General features: G+C 69.7%; 25 protein-coding genes, 1 pseudogene and 1 riboswitch. Of the genes and pseudogenes, 15 read left to right on the forward strand and 11 right to left on the reverse strand.

Translation table 11 applies throughout. The features are described from left to right. Positions 1-230 precede the first annotated feature (230 nt). From AW273_RS09335 to AW273_RS09345, 3 genes are all read left to right on the forward strand, one after another. Positions 231-2,555 carry a ThuA domain-containing protein gene (locus tag AW273_RS09335; protein WP_198168067.1) on the forward strand — a complete coding sequence of 775 codons (2,325 nt, stop codon included), beginning with the start codon at positions 231-233 and terminating at the stop codon, positions 2,553-2,555. 72 nt (positions 2,556-2,627) lie between these two features. Continuing rightward, positions 2,628-3,107: a hypothetical protein gene (locus AW273_RS09340; protein WP_062347236.1), complete on the forward strand. Its 480-nt coding sequence runs from the start codon at positions 2,628-2,630 to the stop codon at positions 3,105-3,107. 65 nt (positions 3,108-3,172) lie between these two features. Beyond that, a riboswitch (TPP riboswitch) is annotated at positions 3,173-3,284 on the forward strand. Next, on the forward strand, positions 3,274-4,641 hold the full coding sequence (locus AW273_RS09345; protein ID WP_062347239.1) for a purine-cytosine permease family protein: 1,368 nt from the start codon (positions 3,274-3,276) through the stop codon (positions 4,639-4,641). It overlaps the preceding riboswitch by 11 nt. Here AW273_RS09345 and AW273_RS37105 read toward each other — a convergent pair. The 3 genes from AW273_RS37105 to AW273_RS09360 all read right to left on the reverse strand — a co-directional run bounded on the left by AW273_RS37105 (position 4,606) and on the right by AW273_RS09360 (position 6,746). Next, positions 4,606-5,271 carry a hypothetical protein gene (locus tag AW273_RS37105; protein WP_062347241.1) on the reverse strand — a complete coding sequence of 222 codons (666 nt, stop codon included), beginning with the start codon at positions 5,269-5,271 and terminating at the stop codon, positions 4,606-4,608. The genes AW273_RS09345 and AW273_RS37105 overlap by 36 nt on opposite strands. Further along, the gene (locus tag AW273_RS09355; RefSeq protein ID WP_062347243.1) at positions 5,271-6,038 is read right to left on the reverse strand and encodes a bestrophin-like domain; all 768 of its coding nucleotides are present in this window, start codon (positions 6,036-6,038) and stop codon (positions 5,271-5,273) included. Before AW273_RS09355 ends, AW273_RS37105 begins: the two co-directional genes overlap by 1 nt. A 96-nt stretch (positions 6,039-6,134) precedes the next feature. Further along, a complete protein-coding gene (locus AW273_RS09360) occupies positions 6,135-6,746 on the reverse strand; it encodes a methylated-DNA--[protein]-cysteine S-methyltransferase (protein WP_232327226.1) in 612 nt (203 codons plus the stop codon). Between the two features lie 45 nt (positions 6,747-6,791). Here AW273_RS09360 and AW273_RS09365 point away from each other — a divergent pair, with 45 nt between their 5' ends. Together AW273_RS09365 and AW273_RS09370 are read left to right on the forward strand one after the other, a co-directional pair. Next, positions 6,792-8,684 (forward strand): PAS domain S-box protein, encoded by a 1,893-nt coding sequence (locus tag AW273_RS09365; protein WP_157555656.1) that lies wholly within the window; start codon positions 6,792-6,794, stop codon positions 8,682-8,684. A 137-nt stretch (positions 8,685-8,821) separates the two neighbouring features. Then, the gene (locus tag AW273_RS09370) at positions 8,822-9,274 is read left to right on the forward strand and encodes an ATP-binding protein (protein WP_231515593.1); all 453 of its coding nucleotides are present in this window, start codon (positions 8,822-8,824) and stop codon (positions 9,272-9,274) included. Here the strand turns inward: AW273_RS09370 and yidC are convergent. The 3 genes from yidC to AW273_RS37815 all read right to left on the reverse strand — a co-directional run bounded on the left by yidC (position 9,271) and on the right by AW273_RS37815 (position 10,391). Continuing rightward, a complete protein-coding gene (gene yidC, locus AW273_RS09375; RefSeq protein ID WP_062347247.1) occupies positions 9,271-9,930 on the reverse strand; it encodes a membrane protein insertase YidC in 660 nt (219 codons plus the stop codon). The two genes, AW273_RS09370 and yidC, sit on opposite strands and share 4 nt — an antisense overlap. A 62-nt stretch (positions 9,931-9,992) precedes the next feature. Continuing rightward, positions 9,993-10,226, reverse strand: coding sequence for a DUF6412 domain-containing protein (locus tag AW273_RS37110; RefSeq protein ID WP_157555657.1), 234 nt, complete (start codon positions 10,224-10,226; stop codon positions 9,993-9,995). A gap of 3 nt (positions 10,227-10,229) precedes the next feature. After that, positions 10,230-10,391 carry a hypothetical protein gene (locus AW273_RS37815; protein WP_197038838.1) on the reverse strand — a complete coding sequence of 54 codons (162 nt, stop codon included), beginning with the start codon at positions 10,389-10,391 and terminating at the stop codon, positions 10,230-10,232. Between the two features lie 51 nt (positions 10,392-10,442). On the opposite strand from AW273_RS37815, the gene AW273_RS09380 reads away from it, so the two are divergent. Then, positions 10,443-11,081 carry a winged helix-turn-helix domain-containing protein gene (locus AW273_RS09380; RefSeq protein ID WP_198168068.1) on the forward strand — a complete coding sequence of 213 codons (639 nt, stop codon included), beginning with the start codon at positions 10,443-10,445 and terminating at the stop codon, positions 11,079-11,081. On the opposite strand, the gene AW273_RS09385 is transcribed toward AW273_RS09380, so the two are convergent. Beyond that, complete coding sequence (locus AW273_RS09385; RefSeq protein ID WP_062347249.1) at positions 11,063-11,452, reverse strand: hypothetical protein; 390 nt, start codon at positions 11,450-11,452, stop codon at positions 11,063-11,065. The two genes, AW273_RS09380 and AW273_RS09385, sit on opposite strands and share 19 nt — an antisense overlap. 164 nt (positions 11,453-11,616) lie before the next feature. On the opposite strand from AW273_RS09385, the gene AW273_RS09390 reads away from it, so the two are divergent. The 3 genes and pseudogenes from AW273_RS09390 to mptB all read left to right on the forward strand — a co-directional run. Continuing rightward, entirely contained in the window at positions 11,617-11,964 is a 348-nt protein-coding gene (locus AW273_RS09390) for an STAS domain-containing protein (protein WP_030455225.1), read from the forward strand. Continuing rightward, positions 11,961-12,710 carry a glycosyltransferase gene (locus AW273_RS09395; RefSeq protein WP_062347251.1) on the forward strand — a complete coding sequence of 250 codons (750 nt, stop codon included), beginning with the start codon at positions 11,961-11,963 and terminating at the stop codon, positions 12,708-12,710. The genes AW273_RS09390 and AW273_RS09395 overlap by 4 nt, the downstream gene beginning before the upstream one ends. A 309-nt stretch (positions 12,711-13,019) precedes the next feature. Then, positions 13,020-13,703 (forward strand): annotated as a pseudogene (gene mptB / locus AW273_RS38500) (polyprenol phosphomannose-dependent alpha 1,6 mannosyltransferase MptB); the annotation flags it as partial. A 502-nt stretch (positions 13,704-14,205) separates the two neighbouring features. Here the strand turns inward: mptB and AW273_RS09400 are convergent. Then, on the reverse strand, positions 14,206-16,296 hold the full coding sequence (locus AW273_RS09400; protein ID WP_232327228.1) for a hypothetical protein: 2,091 nt from the start codon (positions 16,294-16,296) through the stop codon (positions 14,206-14,208). Between the two features lie 101 nt (positions 16,297-16,397). On the opposite strand from AW273_RS09400, the gene AW273_RS09405 reads away from it, so the two are divergent. From AW273_RS09405 to serS, 4 genes are read left to right on the forward strand one after another with little or no spacing between them, the layout of a single operon-like run. After that, on the forward strand, positions 16,398-17,507 hold the full coding sequence (locus AW273_RS09405; protein WP_232327230.1) for a glycosyltransferase 87 family protein: 1,110 nt from the start codon (positions 16,398-16,400) through the stop codon (positions 17,505-17,507). A gap of 22 nt (positions 17,508-17,529) precedes the next feature. Further along, positions 17,530-17,988 carry a DUF4446 family protein gene (locus AW273_RS09410; protein WP_062341803.1) on the forward strand — a complete coding sequence of 153 codons (459 nt, stop codon included), beginning with the start codon at positions 17,530-17,532 and terminating at the stop codon, positions 17,986-17,988. Positions 17,989-18,038: 50 nt separating this feature from the next. Further along, on the forward strand, positions 18,039-18,965 hold the full coding sequence (gene pheA, locus AW273_RS09415) for a prephenate dehydratase (RefSeq protein WP_062347255.1): 927 nt from the start codon (positions 18,039-18,041) through the stop codon (positions 18,963-18,965). A gap of 10 nt (positions 18,966-18,975) precedes the next feature. Then, positions 18,976-20,238, forward strand: coding sequence for a serine--tRNA ligase (gene serS / locus AW273_RS09420; RefSeq protein ID WP_062347257.1), 1,263 nt, complete (start codon positions 18,976-18,978; stop codon positions 20,236-20,238). A 59-nt stretch (positions 20,239-20,297) separates the two neighbouring features. On the opposite strand, the gene AW273_RS09425 is transcribed toward serS, so the two are convergent. Next, positions 20,298-20,501 carry a cold-shock protein gene (locus AW273_RS09425; protein ID WP_030455233.1) on the reverse strand — a complete coding sequence of 68 codons (204 nt, stop codon included), beginning with the start codon at positions 20,499-20,501 and terminating at the stop codon, positions 20,298-20,300. Between the two features lie 239 nt (positions 20,502-20,740). On the opposite strand from AW273_RS09425, the gene AW273_RS09430 reads away from it, so the two are divergent. Continuing rightward, positions 20,741-21,535, forward strand: a complete 795-nt coding sequence (locus AW273_RS09430) for an HAD family hydrolase (RefSeq protein WP_062347259.1) — start codon at positions 20,741-20,743, stop codon at positions 21,533-21,535. A 48-nt stretch (positions 21,536-21,583) separates the two neighbouring features. Here AW273_RS09430 and AW273_RS09435 read toward each other — a convergent pair whose 3' ends face one another. Continuing rightward, positions 21,584-22,093: a bacterial proteasome activator family protein gene (locus tag AW273_RS09435; protein ID WP_062347266.1), complete on the reverse strand. Its 510-nt coding sequence runs from the start codon at positions 22,091-22,093 to the stop codon at positions 21,584-21,586. Positions 22,094-22,098: 5 nt separating this feature from the next. Further along, complete coding sequence (locus AW273_RS09440) at positions 22,099-23,058, reverse strand: NAD(P)H-quinone oxidoreductase (RefSeq protein ID WP_062347268.1); 960 nt, start codon at positions 23,056-23,058, stop codon at positions 22,099-22,101. A gap of 115 nt (positions 23,059-23,173) precedes the next feature. Between AW273_RS09440 and AW273_RS09445 the strand changes: the two genes are divergently transcribed. Continuing rightward, the gene (locus tag AW273_RS09445; RefSeq protein WP_232327232.1) at positions 23,174-25,204 is read left to right on the forward strand and encodes a MinD/ParA family ATP-binding protein; all 2,031 of its coding nucleotides are present in this window, start codon (positions 23,174-23,176) and stop codon (positions 25,202-25,204) included. Positions 25,205-25,206: the final 2 nt, after the last annotated feature.

The raw sequence follows: 25,206 nt of genomic DNA on the forward strand, positions 1-25,206 counted from the left end.
AGATCGAGCAAAACTTTTAGGCGCAAACTTTCGACGATGAAAATCAGAAGTCCGTAAGATCGTTGACAAATCTACCCGATGAAGCTCACACTTCCGACATTCATCGCGTTAGGCATTGGGTCGGCGCTCAGACTCGCGGTGGAGTTCCTGTACGACCCGAAAAGAGGAGCGACATGCCGTCCTCTCGCCCACGTCCCACCACCCGAACGTTGACCACTGCCCTGCTGGCAGTGCCTGTCTTGCTGGTCGGCACGCCCGGGGTGGCCCTCGCCGCCGAGAGCGGCGCCCCGCCCGTCCTCGACGTGGCCACGCTCTCCCCCGTGCACCCCGTTCCGAACTACAACGGCGTCGCGAACAACGCCTACGTGACCTCCACCAGCACCGGCCCCGGCGGCTGGTTCACCGGCAACGACGTCACGCTGAACCTCTCGGCGACCGACGACGACGCCGTCGCCCTGTTCCGGGTGACCATCGCCGGCAGCACCGTCGAGGTGCCGGCCGTGCGGAACGGAAACCGGGGCACGGCCACCCACGTGATCAGCGGCGACCGGAACGGCAGCGTGAGCTACGTCGCCGTCGACGCGGCCGGCAACGCCTCGGCCTCCCGGTCGATCACGGTGCGGATCGACACCAAGCCGCCGGTGGCGGCCTGGCCCGGCATCGCCAACGGCAAGGTCGCGCACAGCGCGCTGCCCGCGTCCATCACCCCGACCCGTACCGACCCCACCCCCGGCGCGGGCGGTGCGGCGGTGCGGGACATGTGGATCGACGGCGTCTGGAGCTACCCCCTGCCGCTGGACCTGGCCACCCTCTCCGTCGGCGAGCACACCTGGGCCGTCAACGTCGGCGACTCCGCCGGCAACGCCGCCAAGTACACGCTGACCTTCGAGATCACCACCTCGATCGCCGATCTGCGCGCCCTGGTCCAGCGGTACGTGACCGCCGGCAAGGTCTCCGTGCCCAACGGCGACCGGCTGCTGGCGCTGCTGACCGAGGCCGAGGGCGGCGCCGCCGAGGCGGCGCTGGTCAAGTTCGGCGCGCTGGCCGCGAAGGTGACCCCCGCGGGCTACATGCGCGACTCGCTGGTCAAGGACGCCGCCTACCTCGTCGAGGAACTGCGGGGCGTCGACCACCCCGACGTCGTCACCGGTGTCGCGGTGAGCGCGGGCAAGGGCATGGACCGCTACCCGTTCCGGGCCCCGGGCGAGGCCGTGCGGAACAACCGGCCCAAGTTCAAGATCCTGCTGTTCGGGAACCGTCCGGGCGCCTTCCGGCACGAGCACATCCCGCTGACGATGGCGATGATCCAGGACCTCGGCCGGGCCAACTCCTTCGACGTCGACGTCTACGACTACCTCAGTCCCGAGGTGTCGGTCGCGGGCAACCCGTTCGAGAGCGCCGAGCGCCTGTCCCAGTACGACGCCGTGGTCGGCGTCTCCAGCGTCGGCAACGACGTGTTCGTCACCAACCGGCCGTCCACGACGACCCCCGGGGCCACGGTCGACGAGCAGGCCGCGCTGCAGACCTACATCCGCAACGGCGGCGGCTTCGTGGCCATCCACGGCGCCACCGACTCCATGCACAACTGGGACTGGTACAAGAACCTGGTCGGCGGCGAGTTCGACAACCACGGCTCCAACGCCGGCGGCATCCAGAACACCTGCGGCGGCTGCGTCATCGGCGAGCTGGTCACCGAGGACGACACCCACCCGGCCACCCGTCACTTCGCCAAGAAGATGACGGTCATGGACGAGCTCTACAACTGGCGGGGCTTCCTTCCCCGCGAGAAGGTGCACGTCCTGCAGACGCTGACCGAGTCGACCTACGTGAACGGCATCGGCAACAGCGCGGGCCGCATCGAGGGCCCCGACCACCCGATCTCGTGGTGCGCCAACTACGACGGTGGCCGTTCCTTCACGCAGGCGCTGCTGCACAACTGGCAGAACACCGCCGACCCGATCTTCCAGAAGAACGTCCTGGAGGGCATCAAGTGGGCCGCCGGCGCGTCCTCCGGTAACTGCTCCACCCACATCGAGATGCGCGGGCTGGTCGCCGCCGGCGTGGCCGACGGGTCGGTCGACGCCGGTCTGGCCGCCACGCTGAACGGCGCGATCGACGCCTCGTACAACGCCTACCTGGTCAAGGACTACGTCAAGGCCATGGAGCAGGCCAAGGTCGTGCGCCGGGAGGTCAAGGCCAACCTGACCGGGCCGGACAACACTCCGATCCGCGAGCGCGCCAAGGAACTGGCCGAGTGGATGAAGGTGCTCGCCGACGACGCCGTCGTCCTGCGCTTCCAGTCGGAGCCGACGGCCGCCACCCACCGGGCCGGTGACGACGTGGTCTTCGCGGCCCCCGCCGACGGCCAGAACGTCACCTACCAGTGGCAGGTCAAGGCGCCGGGCTCGGCCGACTGGGCCGACGTGCCCGGTCAGACCTCGTTCGCGCTCGCCCTGACCGCGGCGCCGGAACTGTACGGCTCCGAGTACCGCGTCCGCGCGTCGGACCCGACCGGCGTGATCGTCTCGCGCTCGGCGGTCCTGCGGGTCAACTGACCCGTCCCGTTTCACCGCCGGTGGCCCGAGTTCCTCGGGCCACCGGCCTCGCGCCGATCATGGAGTGCACTGATGCGCCGCTGTCTCACGTCGGCCGTGGCCGCGCTCGTCCTGTGCGCCGCGTGCGGCACCCCGGCCGATTCCCTGGCCGATTCCCCGGCCGATTCCCCGCCGGGGGCGGTCACCTGCGAATCAGGGCCGCGTACGTCACTGGCCGCGGCCGGCGACACCGAGTGGCGCCATCCTGACCGGTCGTTCTACGCGCCGGCCGACACCGATGTACCCGACGGCGGCAGCCTGGAGCACCTGCTCCTCCGGGACAACGCCCTGATCGTCCAGTACTCCCCGGAGTTGCCGCAGGAGTCGATCGACGAGATCCGCGACTGGGCGGCGATGCAGACCGCGACGGTGGCCGTGCCGGGACCCGCCGATCCCGTCATCCGCGCCACGCTCGCCTCGACGGAGCTCACCTGCGACGGGCTGGACACGGCCCGGCTCACGGAGCTGGCCCGCTCCCGGACCCCCGGACAGGTGACCGACCACCCGGCATAGATCTTTGTCCGGTTGTGGGGCATCATGGAGGCCGCACGCCGGGGTCGATCCCGGGCGTGTTCTCAACTTCAGACCGCGGGAGCTTGGGCGTAACCAGGCTGAGAGGGCGACCAGCGTCGCCGACCGCATGAACCTGTCCGGGTAATGCCGGCGTAGGGAGCGTGTGATGACCGCCGTCGTCGACTCCGAAGCACCCCTCACCCTCGACGAGGCTCCGCCGAAGACTCTCGGCCTCCTCGACCAGGGCGCCCTGTGGGCCAACCTCGGGGTGTCGCTGCTCGGCTTCTCGGGAGCGATCGCGCTCGTCAACCCCCTCGGCGACCGTCCGCTGAGCTTCGTCGCGGCCCTGACGGCCGCCGTGGTGGGCAGTCTCATCGGCACGGCCATGGTCGGCCTGTCCGCCATCCCGGGCACCCAGACGGGCGCCCCGGCGATGATGCTGCTCAGAGGGCTTTTCGGGGCGAAGCTCTCCTATCTCCCGAGCGTGCTGAACATCATCCAGATGCTGGGCTGGGGGGCCTTCGAGCTCTGGGTCATCGCCCAGGGCGCCCAGGCCATCGCGGGCCAGTTCGGCCTCACCGTGCCCTACGAGGTGTGGGTGGTCATCGCCGGGTTGATCACCACGGCGCTCACGATCAGGCCGCTGGGGGCGGTGCGCATCCTGCGGCGGTACGTCACCGTCGGCGTGGTCGTGGCGATGATCTATTTCGCGTACGAGCTGATCTCGCGAGGGCCCTCGCTGGCGGCCGGCTCGTGGGAGGCGTTCACGCCGGCCGTCGACTACGTCATCGCGCTGAGCGTGTCGTGGGTGCCGCTGGCGGCCGACTTCTCGCGTTTCTCGAAGAGTTCGCGGGCGGCGTTCGGCGGGGTGGTCGGTGGTTACACGATCGCCCAGGTGGCCTGCCTGGCGCTGGGGATCGCGGCGCTGGCACTGGTCGGGAACGACACGAACCAGGTGTGGGACCCGTTCGTCACCGCGTCGCTCGGCGCGGTCTTCTTCGGGATCCTGGTGCTGCGCGAGACCGACCAGTCGTTCGTGAACGTCTATTCGGTGACGATGTCCTTGCAGAACCTGGTGCCGAGGGTCGACCGGCGCGTTCTCTCGGTCGTCATCGGGGTGCTGGTCACGTTGCTGGCGATCTTCGTGAGCGCGGACACGTACTCGGCGTTCCTGGGGATCATCGGTGCGGTGTTCGTGCCGATGTTCGCCGTGCTGGTGGTCGACTACTTCCTGCTCGGCGGTTCGCGCGGCTGGGACACCTCCGACCACGCGCCGTCGCGGTGGCTGATGACGGTGCCGTGGCTGCTTGGGTTCGCCACCTGGTGGATGCTCGGGGCGTTGCCCGACGTCGGGTGGTGGGAGGCGATCTGGACGTCGGCCCGCGAGGCCGTCGGGTTCGCCCCCGCGCCGTGGATGAGCGCCGCGCTCGGCTCGTTCCTGGTCGCCGCGCTGGTCACGCTGGCGATCGGAGCCTCACGCGGCGCCCGGTCACGACGTCTATCTGATGCGGGTGAAGGCGACCGCCGCGGCTGAGGCGATCACGGTCGACAACACGACCATGAACAACACCGACTTCAGCGGGTTGTCGCGCTTCGGCGGAGTGGCCACGGCCGCGACCCTCGGTGTGCGCGGCTCCGGCGTCGCCGACGGGGTCGGCTTGGGACGCGGAGACGGCTTCTTGGTGGTCGGCGCCGGTTCGGGGACACGTACCGGAACGACCCTGGCCGGGCGTTCCGCCCTCGGCGTCGGCTCCTTCACCGGAGGCGGCGGGGGTGGCGGCGGCGGAGGTGGCGGGGGCGGCGGTTCCTCCTCCTCCGCGGGCGGCGGTGGCGGCGGCGGTTCCACCTCCGGCTCCTGCGGCAGGGGCGGCGGTTCCTCCTCGGCCGGCGGTGGCGGAGGTGGCGGCGGCGGTTCCTCCTCCGCGGGCGGCGGAGGTGGCGGTGGCGGCGGAGGAGGCGGCGGGTCGCACGGCGGCTGCTGGCCGACGCCGACCCCGAGTTCCACGTCGAGGATCACCCCGACCTTGACGCACACGCCCACGCCCGGCCCCACGTCGAGGCCCACCCCGAGGATGTCGTCGGCCGTAGCCGCCGGGGCCGAGGCCACCGACAGGGTGGCCAGCATCAGGAAGCCGAGCGTGGCGGCGGTTATCCGGCTCTTCATCAGCTCAACCCCGATATGCGGCCGAATTCGGCCAGTGCGCTGGTGAACGCGTCGGGCTTGACGGCCAGCCCTCCGTCGAACACGTGGACGATGTCGAACGCCATGTAGATGCCGACCCCCAGCAGCGCCGCCATGGCCAGCATCGGCAGCAGCGCCATCCCCTTCGGCCGGGCCCCGGCCAGGAACGGGAAGACCAGCACGATCAGGCCGGTCACCACGGTCAGCACCAGCAGGATCGTCGGCGGCGTCGCCCCGGCGTCGGCGGCGCGCTGCCGGCGCGACGAGCTGAGCTGGGAGATCTGGTCCATGACGGCCGCCTTGGCGTCTTCCTGGTCTTCGCCGTCGACGACCAGACCGGACACCTGGGTGCGCAGCGTGTTCAGGCGGGTGGTGCCCTCGGGGCTGAGCTGACCGCTCGCCATCAGCGGCCACTCCTGGTCGACCACGAAGCCGACGTAGTCGCGCAGACCGGCCTGGACCTGCGCGGCGGCCGGTCCGGGCAGCTCGTCGGCGGCCCAGTAGGCCTCCACGGCCGACTGGCTCTCGGTGTAGGTGTTCTGCCGGGCCGAGTCGGCGGTCGTCCACGGTACGACGATCGCGATGGCGAAGACCAGCAGGAACAGCGCCGACAACATCGACCCGGCGTGACCGACCGACGGGCCGCCCGGGTCGGAGTCTTCACTCCCGGCGCCGAACCTCCTGAAAAGGAACGCCGACAGTGCCACCACGGCGATCGCCGACCCCACGGCGACGATGAACCCCAGCATGACCACTCCCCACTAGTGACCTGGTGATTGCCCGGCGTGAGATTACTATCACATTGAGTGATCACAGGTTTACCGTGTGGGGACAGACCCGTTGCGCTAAGCGATTTCCATGTTCAGCAGCAGTTCTTTGGCCGCTTTTCCACCGGCGTAAGCCCCCGGCGACCCCGGTCCCTCGACCACCCGGTGACACGGGACCAGAAGGCAGACGGGGTTCTCGGTGACCGCGTTGGCGACCGCGCGCAGCGCCTGGGGGCGGCCGATGCGGGCGGCGACCTCGGCGTAGGTGGTGGTCGTGCCGTAGGGGACCGAGGTGATCATCTGGAGCACGCTGCGGGCGAAGGGCGTGGCGAGGCGGAGGTCGAACGGGAGGGTGAAGGTCCGCAGCCGGCGCTCGAAGTAGGCGTCGATCTCCCGCCTCAGCGGGTCGAGGCGTTTGGGGTCGTGGCCGATGAACGACCCCACCTCGCGGTAGATCCGTTCGTAGACGGCGTGTTCGTCGTCGAATGTGGCCGCAATCACACCTCGCGCGGTCACGGCCAGCACGAGCGGGCCGGCCGGGCTTTCGTGGGTGCCGAAGGCGATGTCGGGTGCGGATTCCCCTACGTACGTGGGCGAGGTGACCCGGAGCAGTGCCTCCAGGTCGCCCGATGCGGCCGACGCGTCCATGCACTTCCCTTCCCCGGGTTCGAGGGCAGCGTAGCGGAGCATTGGAAAAGGCCATGATCACGATCGGAAAAGCGGCACGATGGACCCGTGGAATGTGACCACTGGGACATACGTGACGACGAGGACGAAGGGATCGCGCGGGCGGTAGTCGCCAGTGCGGCCGATGCCATCGTCGCCCTCGACCGCGATCTGTCGGTGGTCACGTGGAATCCGGCCGCGGAGCGGCTGTTCGGCTGGCCCGCCGACGAGATCATCGGCCGCCGGCCGCCCTTCGTGCCCGAGGAGCTGATGGCCGAGCACAACGCGGTGCTCGAACGGGTGCGCACGGGTGGCGCCGTACAGCTCAGAACCCGCAGGTTCCGGCGCGACGGCACGCTGATCGAGGTGCAGGCCGACATCAGCGGGCTGCGCACACCCTCGGGCGCGTTGCTCGGCTACGTCGGCGTCTACCACCAGCGCGACGACAACGAGGCCGCGCGGGCCCGGTCGGTCCGCCGCGCCCAGCTCGTCCGCCGCCTCACCGACGTCGTCGGCGACATCAACGCCGAACTCGACCAGAACGTGGTGCTCGACCGGATCGCGGGCTCGCTCACCGAGCTGACCGGCGCCGACGCGGGCGGGTTCGTGCTGATCGACGGCGAAAAGCTCCGGCTGGTCAGCTCCCACCGGCTGCCCGAGGGCATGAAGGGCGCCACCGCCGACCTGGGCAGCAGCCTGGTCGGCAAGCTGCTGCGCACCGGCAAGCCGGTCATCCTCGAAACCGGGCCCGAGGGCCTCCAGGACCTCATCTGGGCCCAGCTCGACGGCCTCCACACCATCGCCGTCGGCATCGCGGCCGTCGGCGGGCGGCCCTACGGCGCCCTCTACGCGCTGTTCGCCCGGCGCAAGCCCGGCCACGTGGAGCTCGAACTGCTCGAACTGCTCGCCGGGCACGCCGGGATCGCGGTCGGCAACGCGGTGGCCTACCAGGACGCGGTCCGGCAGCGGGCGCACGAACGCGCCGTCTTCGACGCCAGCGCCGACGGCATCGCCGTGCTCAGCGAGAGCGGCACGGTCATGCGCTGGAACCCCAAGGCGGCCGAGCTGACCGGCTACGCCTACGAGGACGTGATCGGCAGGCCGCCGCCCTTCGACCTGCCCGCCCCCGGCGAGAAGCTGACCTTCCAGCTCGAATCGGGCCGCTGGCTCGACGTGCTCTGCGCGACCATCCCGGAGACCGGCGAGATCGTCGCCGACTTCCGCGACATCACCAGCGCCAAGGAGCTGGAGGAGGCCAAAGACCTGTTCCTGGCCACCACCAGCCACGAACTGCGCACCCCGATCACCGTCGTGACCGGCTTCGCCAGCACGCTGGCCGACCGGTGGGACAAGCTCTCCGACGGCGACCGGCGGGCCCACGTCCACACGATCGCCGAACGGGCCAAGTCGCTCGGGCGGCTGATCGACCACCTCCTGCTCGGCGCCCGCGCCGGCGCCGCCGAGCCGTCGGTCCGCGACGAGGCCTTCGACCTGGCCGAACGCGTGCGCGCCGCGACCCTGGGGTTGCCGGTCCTGTCCGACCGCCACCGCGTCGAGGTGCGGGTCCCCGACGACCTTCCTCTGGTACGCGGCGACGCGCTCGCCACCGACATACTGCTCGACCAGTTGCTGGAGAACGCGTTCAAGTACTCCCCCGACGGGGGTCTCATCCAGGTTTCGGCCTGGTCGGAGGAGTCCCGGGTGGTCCTGACGGTCGACGACGAGGGCATCGGCATCGCCCCGTCCGACCGGGAGCGCGTCTTCGAACGGTTCGTGCAGGGCGAGAGCGGCGACCGCCGCCGGTTCGGCGGGGTGGGGCTCGGGCTCTACATCGTCCGGAGCCTCGCGCGGGCCCAAGGGGGGGAGGTGGCCGCACTGCCCCGGCCCGAGGGTGGTACACGTATGCAGTTCGTGCTGCGCAGAGAGGGGTTTGTCACCGCACCCGACACACCGGGGCGGTAAGACCGGGGTAACACCGAAGCTGACCTATTGTCCAAAGTGCACAAGCTGTGATCAGTGCTCGGTTTCCACGGTCAGCGAACGGGGCATTTCGGTCTTACTGGGGTGACCATCTTCAGGGGGTTCGGGAGAACGGGGAGGTGAGTGCGTCGAGCGTCGTCATGCTGCCGTACGCTCTGTCGAGCGTGGCTGTGGCGCGTCAACGCCTCAGCGCCGACCTGCTCGCTTCCGGGGTTTTCGAAGCGGCGGTCGACGACACGGTCCTGGTGATGAGCGAACTGTTGAGCAATGCCCTGCGCCACGCACACCCCCTCGCGTCTGGGCAGCTCAGAGTCACATGGGCCTGTGGTGACGGACATGTGGAAGTGGCCGTGAGCGACGGTGGGGCGACCACCGAGCCGCGTGCCGGACGGCCTACTCTCTCCTCTCTGGGGGGCCGGGGGCTCGGCATCGTCGAGTTCCTCGCAGAGCGCTGGGGAGTACGCCACGAGGGCGAGACGACGACCGTATGGGCCATCGTCCACGCCCCGCAGCCTGCCCGAAACGGGCAGTCAGGTGAGTCCGAAATCAGCGCACTGCGCGAAGTCGTCTAAGCGGCGAGTAGTCGCCGTTCGGTCGTCGTCCATGCGGTGCTGATCAGCAGGTAGACGCCCGCCGCGAACGGCAGGAACGCGGCGGCGAGCACGGTCCCGTAGGGGAGCAGTTTCAACAGCCCGCTTCCGGGCATTTCAGGCGTCCCGATCACGAGTCGGGACGACTGCCACGCCACCAGTGCGATGAGCACCAGGAGGCCGACGAACACCAGGGCGGGCCCGCCGAACAACCCGGAATGGGCGATCACCGCCCCCAGGTGCTCACTCAGGGGCACCGACAACGCGCTGTGGGTCATCAGGACGTTCTGCTGCCCGGCGATCACCGGGTGGGTGAACAGGTTGTAGAGCACGAACACGAACGGAGTCTGGGCCAGGCCCGTGCCGACGCCGGCGAACATCGAGGTGCCGGCGCCCGCGTAGAGGGACCGGACCTCCCTGGCCATGCGTTCCGGGTCCTTGGCGTGGCGTTTCTGGATCTTCGCCAGGTCGGGGGCCAGCTTCCGGCGGATGCGCTGGAGCTTCGCCTGGCGGATCCCGAGGGGAAGCAGGGCGAGCCGGACGAGCAGGGTCAGCAACACGATCGCCGGCGCGGCGCCGACGAGACCGGCCAGCGCCGCCGTGGCGTCGTAGGCCGGGCCCAAGATGAAGTCGAACACGATTCAGGAACCTTTCGTCAGTTTTCAGACACGACGAAGGCGCCCTTGCCGATCAATGGCGATCAGCGGGGCGCCGGGTTTCCTGTTGGTGCTCTCGACCGTGTTCGGCCTGGTGAATTCGGGTGGCGGAGCCGTACCAGAACGGCTTCGACTCCCGCGCCGAGCGGCGCCTGCGCGGCGCGGGGCGCCGCGGACAGCAGCCGCAGCGCCCACGCGACGAGCAGCAGGCCCAGCACGGCGAGGAACGCGATGCCACCGGGCATCGCGAGCACGCCGAGCAGGGCCTGGACGAACATGTGTTACTTCTTGCCCACCAACGTGATCACACCGACCACGACCGCCGCGATCAGCGCGACGACAAGGAGGAACTTCAGCGTCGCGAAGAGCGCGGGGATGACGAATCCGATCACCAGCCAGATGGCGAGGAAGATCCCCACGACCGCAAGAACAGTACGGGTCATGGCCAACAAACTACGCGTTCGGCGATCGCCGTGCGACCTAGTCTTTGGAGCGTGACCGTCATTCTCGTGGTCGACGACGACCCCGCCGTGGCCGAGGTCGTCGCGCGTTATCTCGAACGCGACGGACACGAGGTCAGGCGTGATCCCGTGGAGCTCACCGGCCCGCCCGACCTGCTCATCCTGGACATGAACCGGCTCGCCGTCGGCCACGAGCTGCGCGCCCGCTGGCCGGTCCCCGTGATCGTCCTCGGCGAGGCCATCGACCTGGTCGACCTCGACGCCGACGCCGACGACTACGTGACCAAGCCCTTCAGCCCCCGCGAACTGGCCCTGCGCGTCGCCGCGGTGCTCCGCAGAGCCCGTGGATCGATCGTCCCGGCCGGAACCGGGGTGCTCCGCGACGCCGACCTCGTGGTCGACGTCGGAGCCCGCCACGTGCGTCTGGGCGACGCGGAGGTGACCCTGACCGCCCGCGAGTTCGACCTGCTCGTCTACCTGCTGCGCAACCCCCGCCAGGCGTTCAGCCGCACCGACCTGCTCGACCGCGTCTGGGGCTGGGCCTTCGGCGACTCCTCGACGGTGACCGTGCACGTGCGCCGGCTCAGGGAGAAGATCGAACGCGACCCGACCGACCCCGGCCGCATCATCACCGTCTGGGGGGTCGGCTACCGCTACGAACCCATGTCGTGACCGATGGAGAAGGCCTCCGTGATCGCCCGGAACGTCGGGCACGGCCAGCGCCACATGCAACTCCGGCAGCGCAGGATCGGATGGGCCGTGTCACTCGTGATGCCGCCCGCGTCGCGCGGCTGGTGGAGATCGATCAACCGCAGCGACAACTCGGAAAAGGCCAGCAGATCGTCGCGCGAGGCTTCCAGGAAGTCGAGGTCGGTCGAGGCGAGCCGGGTCTTGATCGGTACGAAGCCCTCACGGTTGAGCAGAAACCGCAGAGGTCTGACCGCGTCACGCCATGAACTCGCCTTGTCGGTGCGGATCTGGATGACTTCCAGCCGCTCACGAAGCCGACGTCTCTGTGGATCTTCAGGAAGTTCCGTGTTCATGAGCGCCGCTCCTCCTTCGGCTCCGGCGGGAGCCGGTTCCATAGCGTCAAGCTTCGCGCACTCTGCGTTTACATGGGACCGAAATCGGGGACAAAGGGCGGACGACTCTTCGGTAATCCCAGAGGAACGTGACCCAGCGCCCGACCGGCGCTAGTGTGCGCGCTGTGGAGCTCAAAGTCTCGACTCGATCGCATGCGGGTCACGCTGTGATGGCCGTAATCGGAGAAATCGACCTCTATACCGCGCCTCGCCTGCAGTCGGAGTTCACCCGAGTGCTCGAAGAGACCGCGCTTGACCGGGTCGTCATCGACATGTCCGGCGTGGAGTTCTGTGACTCCACCGGCATGAACGTGCTGCTGTCCGCTCTCAAGCGGCTCAAGGAACGCGGCGGCGTGCTGGAGGTGGCCGCGCCACGTCCGGCGGTCCGCAAGATCCTTCAGGTGACCGGTCTCGACTCGGTGTTCACCGTGCACGAGAGCGTGCCCGCGGAGCTGGCCAACCCGACCGGATGAGCAACCTTTCCCCCCGCTCGGACACCGCGGTCGTCATCCCGGCCAAAGACGAGGGCGACCGCATCGCCTCGACGGTCACCGCCGCTCTCCGCCTGCCCGGCGTCTCGCTCGTCCTCGTGGTCGACGACGGCTCGTCGGACGAGACGGGACGGGCGGCGCGGGCCGCCGGCGCCCGTGTCGTGCGCCACAGCCGCAACCGGGGCAAGGCCGCGGCCATGGAAAGCGGCGCCGAGGCCGTGCGGCTGCTCGACGAAGACTGCCACCTGCTCTTCCTCGACGCCGACCTCGGTGAGACGGCCGCCGCGGCGGCCCCCCTGATCGCGCCCGTTCGCGACGGCACGGCCGACATGACCATCGCGACCTTCGCCACCCGGGTGAAGCTCGGCGGGCACGGCGTCGTGGTGCGGGTCGCCCGCGACGGCATCAAACGGCTGACCGGGTTCGACCCGGCACAACCCCTCAACGGACAACGTTGCCTGACCCGCGCGGCCTTCGACGCGGCCCGGCCGCTGGCGGCGGGGTTCGGCGTGGAGACCGGGCTGACGATCGACCTCGTCCGGAAGGGGTTCCGGGTGGTCGAGGTCGAGGTGGAGATGGCCCACCGGGCCACCGGCACCGACTGGCGTGCCCAGTTGCACCGGGCCAAGCAACTGCGAGATGTGTCGCGGGCGCTGGCGGCCCGGGAGCCCACCGTGGTCAAGGCGATGGAGACGATCGAGAACTTCCGGCCACAGACTCGTCCTTAGGGCTTGTTCATGCGGGCTGTGACGGCCTCTGTCCGCGAGATGCGGGGCCGAGTTCGGATCGGGCGATGACGCCGAGGAGGATCAGCGGGCGCTTGCGCGCCCGAAATTTCGGTGTATCGGCACCTGAATGACCCGCCTGCAGATGGGCGGCCGTCTCGGGCGGCGAGGTTTCCACAGGCCTGGAGTTGTCCACAGGCTGCCCGTCGGCAGGGTTGACGCACGGGGTGCGCCTCTAGGCTTCTCGGCGTGGAGCGTGTGGCTGCGGGCAGGCTGGCCGTCGGGTGTGTGGCGGCGGCCCTTGGGCTGACGGTGCTGCTGGCCCTGCTGGGGCCGTCGGCGCTGCAGCCCCGGCTGACCGGAGCCGGGTGGGTGCCCTTCTTCGTCGACGCGGGGCTGCCCGGGTGGACGGCCATCGGGCTGGCGGCGGCGGTGGTCGTCGTGGGGACGGCCGGGGTGCTGCTGGGGCTCTACGGCGCTCCTTCGTTGCGGGTGCTGCGGTGGCTGGGGGTCGCCGCCGTCCTGCTGCTCGCCTTCCTGCCGCCGATCGGGTCGTCCGACCATCTGAACTACGCCGCCTACGGCCGGCTCGTGACTTTGGGGCATGACCCTTATTCGGTCACGCCCGACCGATTCCCCGCCGACCCCGTGCTCGGGGCGGTCGAGGAGTGGGCCGCCACGCCGAGCGTCTACGGGCCGGTGACGACCGGTGTGCAGGCGTTCGCCAGTTTCGTCGGCGGCGACTCGGTGCGGCTGACCGTGTTCGTGATGGCGCTCGTCAACGCCGCCGCCTTCCTCGCCGTCGCGTGGATGCTGGGGTCGCGGGGAGTGGTCCTGTGGACGGCCAATCCGCTGGTCGTCTACCACCTGGTCGCCGGCGTGCACGCCGACACGCTCGCCATCGCCTTGGTGGTCGCCGCGCTGGTCACCCGGTTCAAGGGTGTGTTCCTCGGCCTGGGGGTCGCGGCCAAGGTGACCGTCGGGGTGGTCGCGCTCGGCGTCGCCTGGGAGTCGCGGCGGAACCTGGGCCGCTTGGCGCTGGTGACCGCGACCGCGCTGGCGGTGTCCGGGGTGGCCTACTGGCTCGCGGGGGCACGCTCGTTCGACCAGGTCTTCAACGCCAGCAAGATGGTCTCGCTCGCCACGCCGTGGAGTGTGGTGAAGGCAGGGCTCCAGACGGCGGTCGGGCCGGGTTCCTACCAGGTCTGGATTCAGGCCGGCTCGCTGATCCTGTTCGCCGTGCTCGCCGCGTTGCTGCTGCGCGCGCTCGCGCCGCTCGACGCGCCACGGGTCGCGGTGGCGCTGGCGGTGGCCTGGTTGTTCTCGGCCGCCTACGCGCTGCCCTGGTATGACGGGCTCGCGTTCGCGCTGCTCGCGCTCGTGCCGAGGTCGTGGCTCGACTACGTCATGGTCGCCCGGATCTCGCTGCTGTCGCTGGCCTACCTGCCCGCGCGGCAGTTCGACCAGCCCACCGGGTCGGAGTGGCTGGTGGACGTGGTCAGGTCTCAGGTCGTTCCGTGGCTGCTGCTGGGAGTGGTGGTGTTTCTGCTCGTACGACTGCCGCGAGTGTCAGCGGTACGGCCACTGTCAGTGCCATCGCCGGAATCGCGATCCCCGAGTCGTTGATCAGGAATCCGACGAACGCCGCCGTCAGCGCGCCGATCAACCCGGCCCGCAACTCCGGGGCCTGCTCATAGGCCACGCTCAGCGCGGCGACCTTCATCTGGCGCGGCCGGGCCAGCACGAGGAACAGGAACGCCACCGCGACCAGCGAGAGCAGGGTCAGCGGCCAGTTCCCCAGCGTGCCGAGCATCGCGCCGAGCTTGCGCGCCAGCACCCCGCCGGCCTCGCCGTCGATGACCTGCTGGACGAACGCGCCCAGGTGGGTGCGCTGCTCGGGTGGACGCGACCAGTCGGCCAGCGCGATGACCGCGATGAACGCGGCGCCCCCCACGGCGATCAGGGCCAGCCGGGTCACCGACACCCGCAGGCCCGCCAGGAGCAGCAGGAACACCGCGAAACCGAGCACGAACGACGGCACCCCGCCGAAGTCGGCCCCCCACGAGGGCCAGCCGTCGGCGGCGATGGCGAGCAGGCCGTACAGGAGGCAGAAGGCGAAGGCGAGCGCACGACGGCGGATGAAGTGCGCGGCGGCGGCCAGGAACAGGATCGTGCCGGTCGAGTAGACCGCGAACGCCATGTTGCCGAAGCCGTAGAACCGGCCTCCGGTGACCGGCTCGTAGCCCGTGACCGCGTTGACCTGCAGATGAGAGCCCGTCATGACGTCGAGCAGCAGCGCGGCCGACGACACCCCGGCGACGACGCCCAGCGGCCCGAGCACGTCGCGCCGCCACGGCCCGGCGAACGCGACGCCCGCGATGAGGAGGGCGAAGCCGAGGATCGTGCCGATCAGCGCGGGCATCGGATGCGCGACGCTCCACCACGGCACGAGTTGCGCCAGGAACGTCGAGATCGGCACCGCGCCGCTGACGACGCCGACGATCATCATGGCCCGTCCGGCGGCGACGACCTGGCGGCGCATGATCACCGACGCGATGGCGTAGAAGAGGACCTGGATCATGACCAGCGCGAAGAAGAACGGCTCCCGCACGTCCCTGAGAACCTGGCTGGCGAGATCGTCGTCGGCCAGGGCCCGAGGGTCGGCCGGTTGGCTCGTCGAGGTCCAGGCGCGGCCCACGACGCCGTCGGGGACGGGCAGGCCGAGGGAGGTCAGGGCGGTCGCGGTCAGGTCGGTGATGGTGACCAGGCCGACCTGACGGGTCGACGACGCGGTCAGCAGGCCCGTCCCGAACGCGGGCCCACTGGCCATGGCGACGTGCAGATGGGCGCCGGCGCGGGCGTCCGAGACGCCTCCGACCAGGACCGTGGCCCCTTGAGGGACCTTGGCGAGGATCGCCCCGACGGTCGTGTCGGCGGCGGCGACGGCCTGGTCTCTTCCCCGGTCGCTCATGCCGCCGGCGAGCCAGGCGTCGGAGATCTCCGGGGCCTCGGTGACGATGAGCTGGTAGCCGCTGGGGTCGAGATCGGCGATGCTCTCGAAGTAACTGGTGGTGTTCCCGGACAGGTCGGCCGCGGCCAGCAGTGCCCCCGGGCCCACGGCGACGGTCGTGCCGCCCGCGTCCTTGACCGCCTGTCCGAGGCTGCCGATCCGGGCCTGGAACGACGACTGGCTTTGAAGGTCGACGAGCGCCTGCCAGTCGGGCACGGTGGCGCCCCTGGGCCGGACGGGCGGCTCGCACCCCGGGGAGGCGGCCCGCTGCCCGGCCGAGACGGTCAGCCAACCGGCGACGGGGCACGTGATGCCCCGGCCTTCGAGCGGCACCGCGCGGGTCGACAACGAGGCGTCTCCGGCGCTCTCGGCGAGTTTCCACAGGTGGGGCGTGCGCGAAGGGCTGAGGTCGGCCCACTCCAGCCCCGGAACACCGATGATCACCACCTGGCCCCGGGGAGCCGCGGACGCGGTTCCCGGCAGGCAGAAGACTCCGGCCAGGACGGCGATCAGCAGCCCCCAGACGGTCGTGCGGATCCGCGCTCCCCGTGCGGCCTCGGTCGTGGCGGGTCTGTGCACGGGGTCTCCTTCCCTGCGGTCCGTCGGCGGGCTAAACGGTAGCCTGCCTCGTCGTGGGAAGCGTTGCGCGGAGTCGGACGACCTGGTGGCCGCTGGCGGGAGTGCTGCTGGTGCTGGCCGCGGCCGCGCCGCTCGTGCACTACTGGCTGACCAACCCCGATGACCAGAGGCTCGTCGATCTCGACGTCTACCGGCTCGGCGGGCAGGCGCTCCTCGACGGGCTTCCCGTCTATGGCGTGGTCACGCCGGCGCCGCAACTGCTTCCGTTCACCTATCCGCCGATTTCGGCCATGCTCGCGGTGCCGCTCGCGTTGATGCCGTGGCCGGTGTTGCAGTGGGTCTGGACGGCGGCCATCGTCGCGACGCTCGTGGCGGTCGTCTGGGTGGCCTTTCCCGAGCAGCGGAAATGGCTGCCGCTGGTCACGATCGCATGCCTTTACCTGATGCCGATCCGCGACCAGATCAGGTTCGGTCAGGTCGATCTGTTCCTCGTCGCGTTGTGCCTGTTCGACGTCGTCGTCAAACGGCCCTGGTGGCCGCGCGGGATTCTCATCGGCATCGCGACGGCGGTGAAGCTCACGCCGGGCGTGTTTCTCATCCTCCTGCTGCTGGTGGCGTGGCGGAAGCCGTACCGGAATGAGGAAATGAAAACGTTCCTCACGGCATCGGGAACGGCGGCCCTTCTCACGGTCATTCCGTTTCTCGTGATTCCGCAGGACGCGGTCGACTTCTGGTTCGGGGCGCTGCTCGATTCGGAAAGGCTCGGGGCCAATACGGCGACCACGAATCAGTCGATGCGGGGCATGCTGCTGCGGCTCTACTGGCCCGACGCGCTGACCACCGTGCTCTGGCTCGCCGCCGTCGCCTTTATCGGGTGGTACGGCTTCCGCGCCGCCCGCCGCCATTACCTCGGCGGCGACGTTCTCACCGCGACGGCGCTCACCGGGTTGATGGCGGTGCTGCTTTCGCCGGTGGCCTGGATTCACCATCTCGCCTGGATCGTGGTCGTGCTGGCCGCGCTTCCCGGATTCAGGCGGCGGTCGGCCACCTGGGTCTATTACGTGCTGCCGATCCCATGGTGGGGGGCCTACATCAAGATGTGGGAGATCCCCGTGTTGTCGCCGGCGCTGGGGAAGATCGTGCAGAACGCCTTCGGGTTGGGAGCGATGGCGCTGGTGTTCGTCCTTGCCCGAAGCCGGGCGAAATCGTGACCGCGCCATTACGCTCGGTCGCGTGCTGGTTACCGCTTTCGTGATCGTCGGGCTGCTCGCCGGGTTCACCGGGGTCGTCATCGGGCTCTACTCGCTGCGCAACGCGCGGGCCGCCGTCCAAGACTGTCTCGACGTGCTGGCCAGGCGGGCGGCGGTCGAGGGGGTCGTCGACACCAAGGCGATCCGCGACGTCGCCGTGTTCCGCTACGACGCCCTGGAGGAGATGACGGGCCGGTTGTCGTTCTCGGTCGCGCTGATCAACGGGCTGGGCGACGGGATCGTGCTCACGTCGATCAACGGGCGGACCGAAACCCGCACCTACGTCAGGGCACTAAGGGGAGGCAAGGGGCTCCAGCCCCTCTCTCCCGAAGAGGAGCAGGCCGTGCGGGCCGCGCGGCTCGGGCTGGGGCCCGAAGTCGAGGCGGCCGACGGTGACCTGCTGCGACCCGCCGGAGGGCTCTGGAGCAACTCCGCCCGCTGAAGTCGTGTAGTTCCGCATACACCACCCTCGACTGTGGCTAACCTGGTGTTATGTCAAAGCTCGCCTATCTGGGCCCCGAGGGCACCTTCTGTGAAGCCGCCCTTCGTGAACTGGCGCCCGAGGCCGAGCGCCTGCCGTGCGCCAACGTCAGGGCCGCGCTCGACGCGGTCCGCAACGGCGAGGCCGAAGGGGCCGTCGTGCCTCTCGAGAACTCGCTCGAAGGCGGCATCGCCCAGACGCTCGACGAGTTCGCCTGGGGCGAGCCGCTGCTGATCGTCGCCGAACTGCTGCTCCCCGTCGAGTTCTCCCTGCTCGTCCGGCCGGGCACCGAGATGCGGCAGATCAAGCGCATCTTCACCCACCCCGCCGCGCACACCCAGTGCCGTGAGTTCATCGACCGGGAGATCCCGGGCGCCGTGGTCGTCCACGCCTCCTCGACCGCCGGCGCGGCCCAGGAGATCGCCAACCCCGAGTCGCCCTACGACGCCGCCATCGGCCCGGCCATCGCGGGTGAGATCTACGACCTGACCGAGCTGGCCTCCGACATCGGCGACCGCAACGACACCGTGACCCGGTTCGTCCGGGTCGCGCCGCCCGGGGCGCTCCCCGAGCCGACCGGCGCCGACCGTTCGTCGATGGTCGCTTTCCTGCGCGACGACCACGCGGGCGCGCTGCTGGAGATGCTCTCCGAGTTCTCCGTACGCGGCGTCAACCTGACCCGCATCGAGTCGCGTCCGACCGGTGACGGGATCGGCAGCTACTTCTTCCACTTCGACTGCGAAGGGCACATCGCCGAGGCGCGGGTCGGAGAGGCCATCTCGGGGCTCCACCGCATTTCGGGCGATCTACGCTTCCTCGGGAGCTATCCGCGGGCCGACAAGGTGCCGACGCAGATCAAGCGCGGCACGGCCGACCCCGATTTCGCCGAGGCCGCCGGGTGGCTGGGTCGCATGCGGGCGGGAGCCGTGCAACGGTAGCGTTTGCTCCGTGATTGACCTGCGAACCCTACGCGAAGATCCCGACCGGCTGCGCGACTCGCAGCGCGCCCGCGGGGAGGACGACACCGTCGTCGACACGCTGCTCTCCCTCGACGGGCGTCGTCGTAGTGCGCTGGGCTCCTTCGAGTCCCTGCGCGCCGAGCAGAAGAACGTGGGCAAGTCGGTCTCCAGGGCGTCCGGCGACGAGCGGCAGGCGCTGCTCGACCGGGCGAAGGATCTCGCGGCGCAGGTGAAGGCGGCCGAGGCGGAGGCCGAGCAACTCGGCGCCGAACTCGACGCCAAGTTGATGTCGGTGCCCAACATCGTCGACCCGGCCGCGCCCCACGGCGGTGAAGACGACTACGTCGTCCTCGACCACGTGGGCACCCCCAGGGAGTTCGACTTCACCCCGCGCGACCACCTTGAGCTGGGCGAACTGCTCGGCGCGATCGACATGGAGCGGGGGGCGAAGGTCTCGGGCTCCCGGTTCTTCTTCCTGCGCGGCGCCGGGGCCCGGCTCCAGCTCGGGCTGCTCAACATGGCCATGCAGCAGGCCGTCGAGGCCGGTTTCGTGCCGATGATCACTCCGGTGCTGGTCAAGCCCGAGTCGATGCAGGGCACCGGCTTCACGATCGCCCACGACAGCGAGATCTACCGGCTGCCCGAAGACGACCTCTACCTGGTCGGCACCTCCGAGGTGCCGCTGGCGGCCTACCACGCCGACGAGATCCTCGACGGCTCCCAGTTGCCCCACCGCTACGCCGGCTGGTCGTCGTGCTTCCGCCGGGAGGCCGGGTCGTACGGGAAGGACACCCGCGGCATCATCCGGGTGCACCAGTTCGACAAGGTCGAGATGTTCTCCTACTGCAAGCCGGAGGATTCGGCGGAGGAGCACCAGCGGCTGCTCGCGTGGGAGAAGCAGATGCTCGACAAGTGCGAGCTGCCCTACCGTGTCATCGACACCGCCGCCGGCGACCTCGGCATGTCGGCCGCCCGCAAGTTCGACTGCGAGGGCTGGATCCCCAGCCAGGGCCGCTACCGCGAGCTCACCTCGACGTCGAACTGCACCGAGTTCCAGGCCCGCCGCCTCAAGGTGCGATTCCGTGACGAAGACGGCAAGCCCCGCGTGGTGGCCACGCTGAACGGCACACTCGCGACCACCAGATGGATTGTGGCGATTCTCGAGAACCACCAGCAGGCCGACGGTTCGGTCGTGGTTCCCAAGGCGCTGCGGCCCTTTGTGGGGCTCGACGTTCTCGAACCGGTCAAATAACACGACGAAGGCCGGGGTTCTTCTTTCGAAGAGCCCCGGCCTTCGCCGTTGTCAGTGGTCTAGAGTGCGCGGACCTGCGAGGCCTGCGGACCCTTCGGGCCCTCGGTCACCTCGAACTCCACACGCTGGCCGTCTTCCAGGTTCCGGTAGCCGGAGCCGGTGATGGCCGAGAAGTGCACGAACACGTCCGGCGCGCCGCCGTCCGGGGCGATGAAGCCGAAGCCCTTTTCAGCGTTGAACCACTTGACGGTTCCCTGAGCCATTAACGCTCTCCCTAAGGAAGTGAATCTTGGGGCACACACCTCGTGAGCCCCGGTGTGTCGCACAGCTCCCCGGGTGGCTCATAACAGTCAAGCTGGTTTTCGCTACGGGAACAGCTAATACAACGCGTTCACATCTAACACTATGTCGGCCCCCCGGTGTTCCAAGTCCGGGGGAGAATTCTTGTCCTGAGATCCCCTTGACCGGGGAGTCTCGGAGACAGGGCAAACTGGGAGCTGTTATGGCCCCACCGCGCCTCGTCGCCACCGACCTCGACGGCACCGCCCTGCGTTCCGACGGCACCATCTCGGCCCGCACTGCGGCCGCCTTCGCCGCCGTCGAGGACTCCGGCGCGACCCTCGTATTCGTCACCGCCCGCCCGCCCCGCTGGATGACGACCGTCTCCCACGTCGTCAACCACCGAGGCCTGGCCATCTGCGCCAACGGCGCGCTCCTCTACGACCTCCACACCGAGTCGATCGCCGACTCCCACCTGATGCCTTCCGAGGTGGTGGCCGAAACGGTCACCCTGCTCCGGGCCGAAGTGCCTTCGCTGGCCTTTTCGGTCGAGTACGAAACCGGGTACGCCTACGAGATCGACTTCCCTTTGGGCGGCTGGGATCTGCGCTTCGGCGACGGCCGCCCGCCCGTGGCGTCGGTTCTGGGGCTGCCCTGCGCGAAGTTGCTCGCCTATCACCACACGATGGAGGCCGACGACCTCTACGAGCAGGTCGTGGAGTTGGTGGGCGGCCTGGTGACGCCCACGCATTCGAGCGGGCGGGCGCTGATCGAGATGAGCGCGCTGGGGGTGACCAAGGCGACCGCCCTGGCCCGCTTCGCCGAACGCAACGGCATCGCGCCCGGGGAGGCGGTGGCGTTCGGCGACATGCCGAACGATCTGCCGATGCTGGGCTGGGCCGGCACGTCGTTCGCGGTGGCGAACGCCCATCCCGACGTGTTGACGGCCGTCGACCAGGTGACGGCGGGCAACGACGACGACGGGGTGGCGCTGGTGCTCGAACGCCTGTATGGGTGAAGGGCCAGGTGCCCGGGGGTCGCCCAGCCCGTACCCGAAACGACGGTTCTAGAGGTAAGGACCCGAGGCGCCGCGGTGGCCGGGGTCTTCCTGGCCGCCCTGGGAGAAGCCGCCGGGCAGCGCGCGGCGCATCTGCTCCAGTTGGGCGCGGGCCGCCATCTGCTGGGCGAACAGGGTGGTCTGGATGCCGTGGAAGAGGCCTTCCAGCCAGCCGACCAACTGGGCGTGGGCCACGCGGAGCTCGGCTTCGCTGGGCGGGGAGCCGTTGGTGTCGGTGAACGGGAGCGAGAGCCGCTCTAGTTCGTCGACGAGCTCGGGGGCCAGGCCGTCTTCGAGCTCCTTGATCGAGCTCTGGTGGATCTCCATGAGACGCTTGCGGCTCGCCTCGTCGAGGGGGGCCGCGCGGACCTCTTCGAGAAGCTGGCGGATCATGCTGCCGATCCGCATCACCTTCGCGGGCTGTTCCACCAGGTCGGCGACCGACCGCTCCTCGCCGCCCGGGGCCTCTTCGCCTGCCGGAAGAACCACGATGTGTGGAGTGCTCTCGTCAGCGTTCATGCCTCTCAACCTACTAGCAGGATCTTGCCGATGTGGTCGCCGGCTTCGAGCATCCGGTGGGCCTCCGCGGCGTGTTCCATCGGTATCTCGGCGTGGATGATCGGGCTGATCGCGCCCGCGCTGACCAGCGGCCACACGCTGTCGGCGACGCCCCGGCAGATCGCGCCCTTCTCGTCGGGGGTGCGGCTGCGCAGGGCCGAGGCCATGACGGTCGCCCGCTTTCGCAACAACGTGGCGATGTCGAGTTCGCCCCTGGTTCCGCCCTGCATCCCGATGATGGCCAGCCGCCCGCCTGTGGCCAGGACCGCGACGTTGGGCTGAAGGTACTTGGCGCCCATGATGTCGAGGATCACGTCGGGGCGGTCGTCCTTGAGTACTTGGGAGAAATCTTCTTCTCGGTAGTTGATTCCTCTATCCGCGCCGAGAGCCAGGCATCGTTCGAGCTTGGCCTCCGAGCCCGCCGTGACGATCACCCGCGACCCGAAGGCCTTGCCGAGCTGGATGGCCATCGTGCCGATGCCGCTGGCGCCGCCGTGGACGAGCAGCGTCTCGCCCTTGCGCAGGCGTGCCGCCATGAAGACGTTGGCCCAGACCGTGCAGGCTACCTCGGGCAGCGCGGCCGACTCGGCGAGGGAGGTGGGGGCGGGCATCACCTGCTGCCACGGAACTGCCACCTTTTCGGCATATCCGCCGCCGGCCAGCAGGGCGGTGACTTCGTCACCCACCGTGAGGGTGTCGACACCTTCGCCGACTTCGGTGATCACCCCAGAACATTCCATCCCGGGAATTTCAGACGCTCCGGGCGGGGGCGGGTAGAGTCCTTGCCGCTGGAGGAGGTCGGCCCGGTTCACGGCTGACGCCGTGATCTCAATCACCACTTCACCTCGGGCGGCAACGGGATCCGGCACCTCGCGCCACGCCAGAACGTCCGGTCCGCCGGGGCTTGATATCACGATCGCACGCATGTGACCTAAAGTAACCGAGCGGCCAACTCGACGGTTGGCCGCGTTCGCCTGTATACGGGGCGCTAATCTGCAATGTGTTTGCTGCCCCTTTAGCCCATCCCGAGGGGGAAACACGGTGGCACGACACGATCGTGAGGATCCCCACTCGCTCGAAGACCAGCTCGCCTGGCTCGACGCGATCAAGGAGATGCCCGACGAGGTCGACATCGCGGTGTCCGCGGTGACGGCGTCGTCGCTGGCTGCCTCCCAGCAGCCCGCGCCGCCAAGCGACGAGGTGCCTTCGCCATACCCGAAGGACCCATGGCGGTCCGTCCCGGCCGAACCGGCGCCCTTCCGCGCGGTCGCCGCCGTCGACGAGCCGCCCGCGACCGACAGCGGGGTCGAGACGCTCGACCCGCTGCCGTTCGGGAACGGGCGCGGGGCGTTCGGGGACTCCCCGATCGACACCGACTCCTACAACGTGGGAGCGTTCGGGGAACGGCCACCGGCCGAGCCCGACGTCCCCGACGAGCCGGTGCGCGGCTGGCTGGAGCCGGCCGTGCCGGTGTCCGACGAGCCGTCCGACTCGGGACGCTTCCCCCGGCCCGACGCCGAGACGGGCCGCTTCTCGCCCGAGACGGTCTCCGACCTGGCGAGCTTCGGGCGTACCGACACCGACCCCGATTCCGACTCGGGGGGCTTCCGGTTCTCCCGGAACGACACCGACCGGGTCTCACGTCCGGAGAGTGACCTGGGCGCTTTCGGGCGGACCGACACCGACTCCGGGCCCTTCGTGTTGCCCTCGGACCCGGAGCGGGGCGCGTTCTCGCGTACCGACAACGACTCCGGCAGGTTCTCCTGGCCCGGCACCGAGCCCGAGGAGATCCCCGCCGTCGAGGACACCGACCCCGGCGACCGGTTCCGGCCCATCCGCGACGCCGAGGAGCCCTTAAGGGGATCCCTGCGGGAGAACCTCAGCAAGCCGGCCGAAGCCGCCCCCGGCCCCGGGGAGGCCTTCCGGTCCTCGGCGCGGGAGGCGCTGGACGCGTACACGAGAGAGGTCCAGCCACCCCCCTCGGAGTCGCGCGAGATCGCCGAACGCGAGCCCTACCAGCCGCGGCGGCGCCAGCCCGACAACCTGCCCGCACCGGCCTTCTCCACCCCGTCGCGGGCCCTCGTGCCCCGCTCGTCGAAGCCCTCGGCCGACAGCCTCGACCCCGCGACCCTCCTCAAGGGCCGCAAGGACGGCCCGGCCACCGGCTGGCGCCGCGTCGTCTTCAAGGCGACGGCCGGCTTGATAAAGCCCGGCGAAGCCCCCGAGGTGCGCCGCCGCCAGGAACTCGTGGCCCGTGCGCGCACCCCCGTCTCGGCCGGCCACCACCGCGTCGCCGTGCTCAGCCTCAAGGGCGGCGTCGGCAAGACGACCACGACCGTGGGCCTCGGCGCGACCCTGGCCCAGGTCCGCGGCGACCGCGTGATCGCCGTCGACGCCAACCCCGACCGTGGAACGCTCTCCGACAAGGTCGAGCTGGAGACGTCGGCGACCATCCGTGACCTGCTGAACGAGCGCGGGGACATCCGCCGGTACGTCGACATCCGCGCCTTCACCTCACAGACGCCCTCGCGGCTGGAGATCCTCGGATCCGACCGGGACCCCTCCGTGTCGGAGGCCTTCTCCGCCGAGGACTACCAGGCCGTCTCCGCGGTTCTGGAGAACTTCTACTCGATCTGCATCACCGACTGCGGGACGGGTCTGCTGCACTCGGCGATGTCGGGCGTCCTGGGCCTGGCCGACCAGCTTGTGCTGGTGAGCAGCCCTTCGGTGGACGGGGCCCGGGCGGCCTCGGCGACACTGGACTGGCTTGAGGCGCACGACTACGGCGACCTGGTCAGGTCGGCGACCGTGGTGTTGTGCAGCGTGCGGCCCCGGTCGAAGTCGACCGTCGACCTCAAGCGGCTGGAGGCCCACTTCGCGGCTCGGTGCCGGGCTGTGGTTCGGGTGCCTTACGACCCGCACCTCGAAGAAGGGGCGGAGATCGACCTGGAGAGGCTGCAGGAGCCCACCCGGGCTGCTTTCCTGCGGCTGGCGGCTTCCGTGGGAGACGGGTTCGCGGGGGCGCCGGGGATGGGAGAGCGGCGGTACTCCGAGATCCCGGATCACATCTAGTG

The sequence above is a fragment of the Herbidospora yilanensis genome (assembly GCF_001570565.1).
Lineage (GTDB): Bacteria > Actinomycetota > Actinomycetes > Streptosporangiales > Streptosporangiaceae > Herbidospora > Herbidospora yilanensis.